Source organism: Mesorhizobium sp. M4B.F.Ca.ET.017.02.2.1, from assembly GCF_003998955.1.
Lineage (GTDB): Bacteria > Pseudomonadota > Alphaproteobacteria > Rhizobiales > Rhizobiaceae > Mesorhizobium > Mesorhizobium abyssinicae.
The window spans coordinates 1-5,677 of record NZ_RZOF01000382.1 but is presented as its reverse complement, the minus strand read 5'-3'; the positions used below and the strand labels follow the sequence as shown (position 1 = coordinate 5,677).

The following is a 5,677-nucleotide window of genomic DNA, read 5'->3' as shown; positions in this document are numbered from 1 at the left end:
GTACGTCATGCCGGGCTTCGCCAATCTCCGCCGTTGCAGCAATGAACGAAACGACGAAGCTGCTGATCTCCCCCCTCGTGGGGGAGATGTCCGGCAGGACAGAGGGGGGCGCGAAGGATCGCGACGGAACGTTCCCTCGGATCGAAGGACCACATCATGAAAGAAATATCCTGCAAGCTGCTCGTCATCGGCGCCGGGCCCGGCGGCTATGTGTGCGCGATCCGCGCCGGCCAGCTCGGCGTCGACACGGTGATCGTCGAGGCGGGCAAGCCGGGCGGCACCTGCCTCAATGTCGGCTGCATACCGTCCAAGGCGCTGATCCACGCCGCGGAGGAGTTCGAGAAGGTGGCGCATATGGCCGGCGGCAAGAGCCCGCTCGGCATTTCGGTCGCCGCGCCGACGCTCGATCTGGCCAGGGCAATCGCCTGGAAGGACGGCATCGTTAGCCGGCTGAACAGCGGCGTCGCCGGGCTGCTGAAGAAGGCCAGGGTGAAGACCGTGCAGGGCTGGGCGACGTTCCGCGACGGCAAGACCGTCGAGGTCGAGACCGAGACCGGCACCCAGGTGATCCGCGCCGAGACGGTGGTGATCGCCACCGGATCGGCGCCGGTCGAACTGCCGTTCCTGCCGTTCGGCGGCCCGGTGATCTCGTCAACGGACGCGCTGGCGTTGAGCGAGGTGCCGAAGAAGCTCGCCGTGGTCGGCGGCGGCTATATCGGGCTGGAGCTTGGCATGGCCTTCGCAAAAATGGGCGCCAAGGTCACTGTGGTTGAGGCGCTGCCGCGCGTGCTGGCGCAATATGACGCCGAACTGACCCGACCGGTGGTGAAGCGGCTCGGCGAGCTCGGCATCGAGGTGATGACAGGCGCCAAGGCCAAGGGGGTGTCGACCCAGGGACAGGCCGGCAAGGGCGATTCGCTGCTGGTCGAGACGGCAGACGGAAAGAACGCCAAGGTCGCCGCCGACAAGATCCTCGTCACCGTCGGGCGCAAGCCGCTCACCGAAGGCTGGGGGCTGGACCAAATCGAACTCGACATGGCCGGCAAATTCATCCGCATCGACGAGCAGTGCCGCACCTCGATGCGCGGCATCTTCGCCATCGGCGACGTCACCGGCGAGCCGATGCTGGCACACCGGGCGATGGCGCAGGGCGAGATGGTGGCCGAGATCGTCGCCGGCCACAAAAGAAGCTGGGACAAGCGCTCGATCCCGGCGATCTGTTTCACCGATCCGGAGCTGGTCACCGCCGGTCTGTCGCCGGACGAGGCGAAGGCGCTGGCTGGCGAGATCAAGATCGGCCAGTTCCCGTTCGCCGCCAACGGCCGCGCCATGACCAGGCTCGGCGAGGATGGCTTCGTGCGCGTCGTCGCCCGCGCCGACAACCACCTGGTGCTGGGCATCCAGGCGGTCGGCCAAGGTGTCTCGGAACTGTCAGCCGCGTTCGGCCTGGCGCTGGAAATGGGGGCGCGGCTGGAGGACATCGCGGGAACGATCCACGCCCATCCGACGCAGGGCGAAGGTTTCCAGGAAGCGGCGCTCAAGGCGCTGGGTCAGGCGCTGCATATTTGAAAAGGTGTGATCTCCCCCCTTGAGGGGGAGATGGCCGGCAGGCCAGAGGGGTCGGTGCGACCGGACGCGACCTCCCTTGCGACAGATGGAGGTTAGCGCTCCACGCGAAGCGACCCCCCTGTCGCCGTCGGCGAAATCTCCCTCTCAAGGGGGGGGAGATTACACAGCTCACCCCGCCAGACGGCTCTCCATCTCGTGCTGAGCGTAGGCGCGGCCGAAGCGGTTGGCGAGGAAGGCGTCGAGCGCGATGTCTTCCTGGCGCACGAAGCCCCTGGCCGGCAGCGAGCCGTCGGCCAGCATGTCGAGCACGGCGCAGATGCCGGAGGCGGTGGTGATCTGGATGGCGCTGCGCACCAGGGTGCCGACGCGCTTCGAGTAGATCTTGTTGGCGTAGGTCTCCTGCAGCAGGCGGCCATTCTTGCGGCCCGAGACGGTGACGAAGACGATGACGACGTCCTGCAGCGTCGACGGCAGCGCGCTCTCGAAAATGTCCTTCAGCACGTCGCGGCGATGGCGAAGCCCGAGATCATTGAGCAGCGCCTTCATGATCGCGGCGTGGCCCGGATAGCGGATGGTGCGGTAGTTCAGCGTGCGCACCTTGCCCTTCAGCGTCTCGGCCAGCGTGCCCAGCCCGCCCGAGGTGTTGAAGGCCTCGTAGGTGACGCCGTCGAGCGAGAACTCCTCGCGCTCTTCCAGTGGCGGCACCTCGATCAGCTCGCCCTCGACGATCGCCTCGCAGGGCTCGCAGTATTCGTTGATGACGCCGTCGGTACTCCAGGTCAGATTGTAGTTCAGCGCGTTGGACGGATATTGCGGCAGCGCGCCGACGCGCATGCGCACGCTCTCGAGCGTGTCGAAGCGGCTGGCGAGATCGTTGGCGACGATGGAGATGAAGCCCGGCGCCAGCCCGCATTGCGGAATGAAGGCGCTCGCGGCGTCGCGCGCCAGCTCCTTCACCCGGCGGGTCGAGACGACATCCTCGGTGAGGTCGAGATAGTGCACGCCGGTAGCGGCGGCGGCCTCGGCGATGCGCGTGGTGAGATGGAAGGGCGCGGCGCTCAGCACCGCGAACTTGCCGGCAAGCGCCGCCTCGAGCACGCCCGGCGCGGCGATGTCGATCTCAAGCGTCTCGACACCGGCGGGCAATTCGGCCGCGGCAAGTTGCGCCGCCGAGCGGTCGACGAGCGTCACGCCATAGTCGCCGGTGGAGGCGAGCATCTCGGCGATGGTCGAGCCGATCTTGCCGGCGCCGACGACAACGATGTTCTTTTTCATGATCTATACCCCTGCCATTCCGAAATTGGCGGGAATCATCGCAGCTTGCCTGTCGAAAGGAAGCGTGGAATTGTACGAAGCGAAGTGCCATTTTGACCAATATGCTGATAAGGATCGTCGAAATGATCAGCAATGCCGAACAGGCCCTGCTTTCGCTGCTGCGCGCCAACGCGCGCGCCTCGACCGCCGAGCTCGCCCGCCAGCTCGGCGTGTCGCGCACCACGGTGCAGAGCCGGATCGAGCGGCTGGAGCAGCGCGGCATCATTGCTGGCTACGGCGTGCGGTTGTCGCCCGACTATGAGCAAGGGCTGGTCAGGGCGCATGTGCTGCTCACCGTCACGCCGAAGCTCGCCGACAAGGTGGTGCGCGCCTTGGCGGCGCTGCCGCCGGTCAGGACGCTGCATTCGGTCAGCGGCAATTTCGACATGATCGTCATCGTCGACGCGCCGTCGATCCGCGATCTCGACGCGTTGCTCGACCAGATCGGCGCTATGGACGGGGTCGAGCGGACGTCGTCGTCGATTATTCTGTCGACGCGGATCGATCGGTGAAACTGCCGGCAGGCGAGTGAACGGCACCTTTCCTCTCCCCCGTCGATCGGGGGAGAGGTGTCGAGCGTAGCTCGACGGAGTGGGGGTCGACCTGCACGGCCGTTGCTATTTCAAGCCTGCGGTGAATTGTCAGCGGCAGCGCATTCGAGGACCGGCTTCCCCCACTCCGTCGCTGCTTCGCAGCGCCACCTCTCCCCCCTCCGGAGGGAGAGGAAAGGAACAGGCCGCGCCCGGTCGGACCGACCCCCTCTGTCGCCTTCGGCGACATCTCCCCCTCAAGGGGGGAGATCAGATGTCACGCCGGCTTTCGCCAATCGCCGATGTGGCAGAAAAGGCGCCGGGATCGAAGCTGCCAATCTCCCCCCTTGAGGGGAGATGCCCGGCAGGGCAGAGAGGGGGGCGAAGGAACGCTGCGCTTCCTTTTCAACGCCCCAAGCAGCCTAAGCCCTGCGCCGCTCCGGCCCGTTGTCCAGCCAGGCGACATCTTCCGCCGACAGCTTGATATCCAGCGCCCTGAGACTGTCCTCCAGCTCGTCAAGCGTGCGCGGGCCGATCAGCGGCACCGACGGGAAGGGCTGCGCCAGCACATAGGCGAGCGCGACATGGATCGGGCTCTTGCCGAGGCGGTTGGCGAGCTCGATGGCGCGGTCGCGGCGGCCGAAATTCTTTTCGGAGTACCAGACCCTGACCAGCTCCTCATTGTCCTGCTTGTCTCTCCCGGCGCGGTCGGTGAAGAAGCCGCGGCCCTGGCTCGACCAGGCGAAATTCGGCATCTGCCTGGCGGTCAGCCAGGCCTTCCAGTCGTCGGTGGACGAGGTGACGCAGCCGGCCCAGATCGGCTCCAGCATCTCGGCCAGCGAGAAATTGTTGGAAAGCGCGCCGGGCCTCTGCTTGCCGGTGCGCTCGGCATAGGCGATCGCCTCGTCCATGCGCTCCATGGTCCAGTTCGAGCCGCCGAACGGGCCGCGGATGCGGCCGGCCTTGGCCTCGGCGTCCATGGCGTCGACGAACTCGCCGACCGGCACATCCGGGTTGTCGCGGTGCATGAAATAGATGTCGACATGGTCGGTCTGCAGCCGGTCGAGCGACTGGGCGAGCTGCTTGCCGATGACGTCGGGATAGCAGAGCGGCGAATGCGCACCCTTGCCGACGACAACCGACTGTTCGCGCACGCCGCGGCTCCGCAGCCATTGTCCGAGCAGCGTCTCGGTGTAGCCGGCGCCATAGACATAGCCGGTGTCGAACAGATTGCCGCCGGCCTCGAAGAAGGCGTCGAGCAGGATCGAGCCCGAGGAGAACGTCCGGAAGTCCTCGAAGCCGAGCGCCACCACGGACGCCGGCTTCGGCAGGCCGGGAATGGCGCGCTTGGCAATCGCCTTGCCATCCTTGCGCAGCGGCCGGCCGGAGAGGGTGTTGGCGCGCTTAGCCGGCTTTTCGATCTCGTACTCCAGCCCGACCGCGGCGCGCCATTTGTCGAGCGCGCGCAGCGTGCCGAGGCTGTCGGCCCAGGACATGCCCGGCCAGGCGAATTCCTGCCGACCGGCCAGGATCGCCTCGCCGGCGCCGTCGACCTCGAAGGAATAAACATGGCGGGTCTCGTTGACGCTGATGGTCTCGCGGCTCCCGTCGGGCCGGATCAGGTCGATCCTGCCCGGCCCGACGTCGCGGTCGCCACCGGCGAACCAGAAGTCAGGCACCTCGATCTGGCCCTTGGTGCCAAGAATGCGCAGCACATTGTCCTGGTTGAGCGAGATGCTGCAGGAAACCTCGGCGACGATGCCGTCGCCAAACTGCAGCAGCGCCGAGGCCCATTCGTCGACGCCGGACTGGCCGAGATGGGCAGCGCCCACAACCTTGTCGGGCTCAGCGAAGGGTTGCCCGATCGCAGCGCCTGCAAGCAGCCGCGCCATCGACACAGGATAGCCGCCGACATCGAGGATGCCGCCGCCGGCGAGGTCGCTAGCATAGAGCCGGTGCTCCGGCATGAAGCCCGGCATGGCGAAGCCGAAGCTCGATTTGATCATGCGGACTTCGCCGATGACGCCCGACTTGATCAATTCGACCAGCTTCAACGTCTGCGGGTGCAGCCGGTACATGAAGGCTTCGCCGAGGAAGGTGCCGGCCTTGCGCGCGGCATGGATCATGGCGTCGGCCTCGAAGGCGGTGAGCGCCAGCGGCTTCTCGCACAGCACGTGCTTGCCGGCTTCAGCCGCCTTGATCGCCCATTCGGCATGGCCGGGATGCGGGATCGAGATATAGACGGCGTCGACGCCGTCGTCGGC

4 protein-coding genes are annotated in these 5,677 nt (G+C 66.6%); 2 read left to right on the top strand and 2 right to left on the bottom strand.

The annotated features are described in order from the left end of the window. Positions 1–156: 156 nt before the first annotated feature. Positions 157–1,569, top strand: a complete 1,413-nt coding sequence (lpdA, locus tag EN738_RS29755) for a dihydrolipoyl dehydrogenase (RefSeq protein ID WP_127286761.1) — start codon at positions 157–159, stop codon at positions 1,567–1,569. Positions 1,570–1,737: 168 nt separating this feature from the next. On the opposite strand, the gene EN738_RS29750 is transcribed toward lpdA, so the two are convergent. Beyond that, complete coding sequence (locus EN738_RS29750; RefSeq protein ID WP_127286760.1) at positions 1,738–2,844, bottom strand: saccharopine dehydrogenase family protein; 1,107 nt, start codon at positions 2,842–2,844, stop codon at positions 1,738–1,740. Between the two features lie 122 nt (positions 2,845–2,966). Between EN738_RS29750 and EN738_RS29745 the strand changes: the two genes are divergently transcribed. After that, positions 2,967–3,395 (top strand): Lrp/AsnC family transcriptional regulator, encoded by a 429-nt coding sequence (locus EN738_RS29745; RefSeq protein ID WP_127286759.1) that lies wholly within the window; start codon positions 2,967–2,969, stop codon positions 3,393–3,395. A gap of 440 nt (positions 3,396–3,835) precedes the next feature. Here EN738_RS29745 and EN738_RS29735 read toward each other — a convergent pair. Next, the coding region (locus EN738_RS29735) for an aldo/keto reductase (RefSeq protein WP_127286758.1) at positions 3,836–5,677 on the bottom strand (1,842 nt) is incomplete at its 5' end.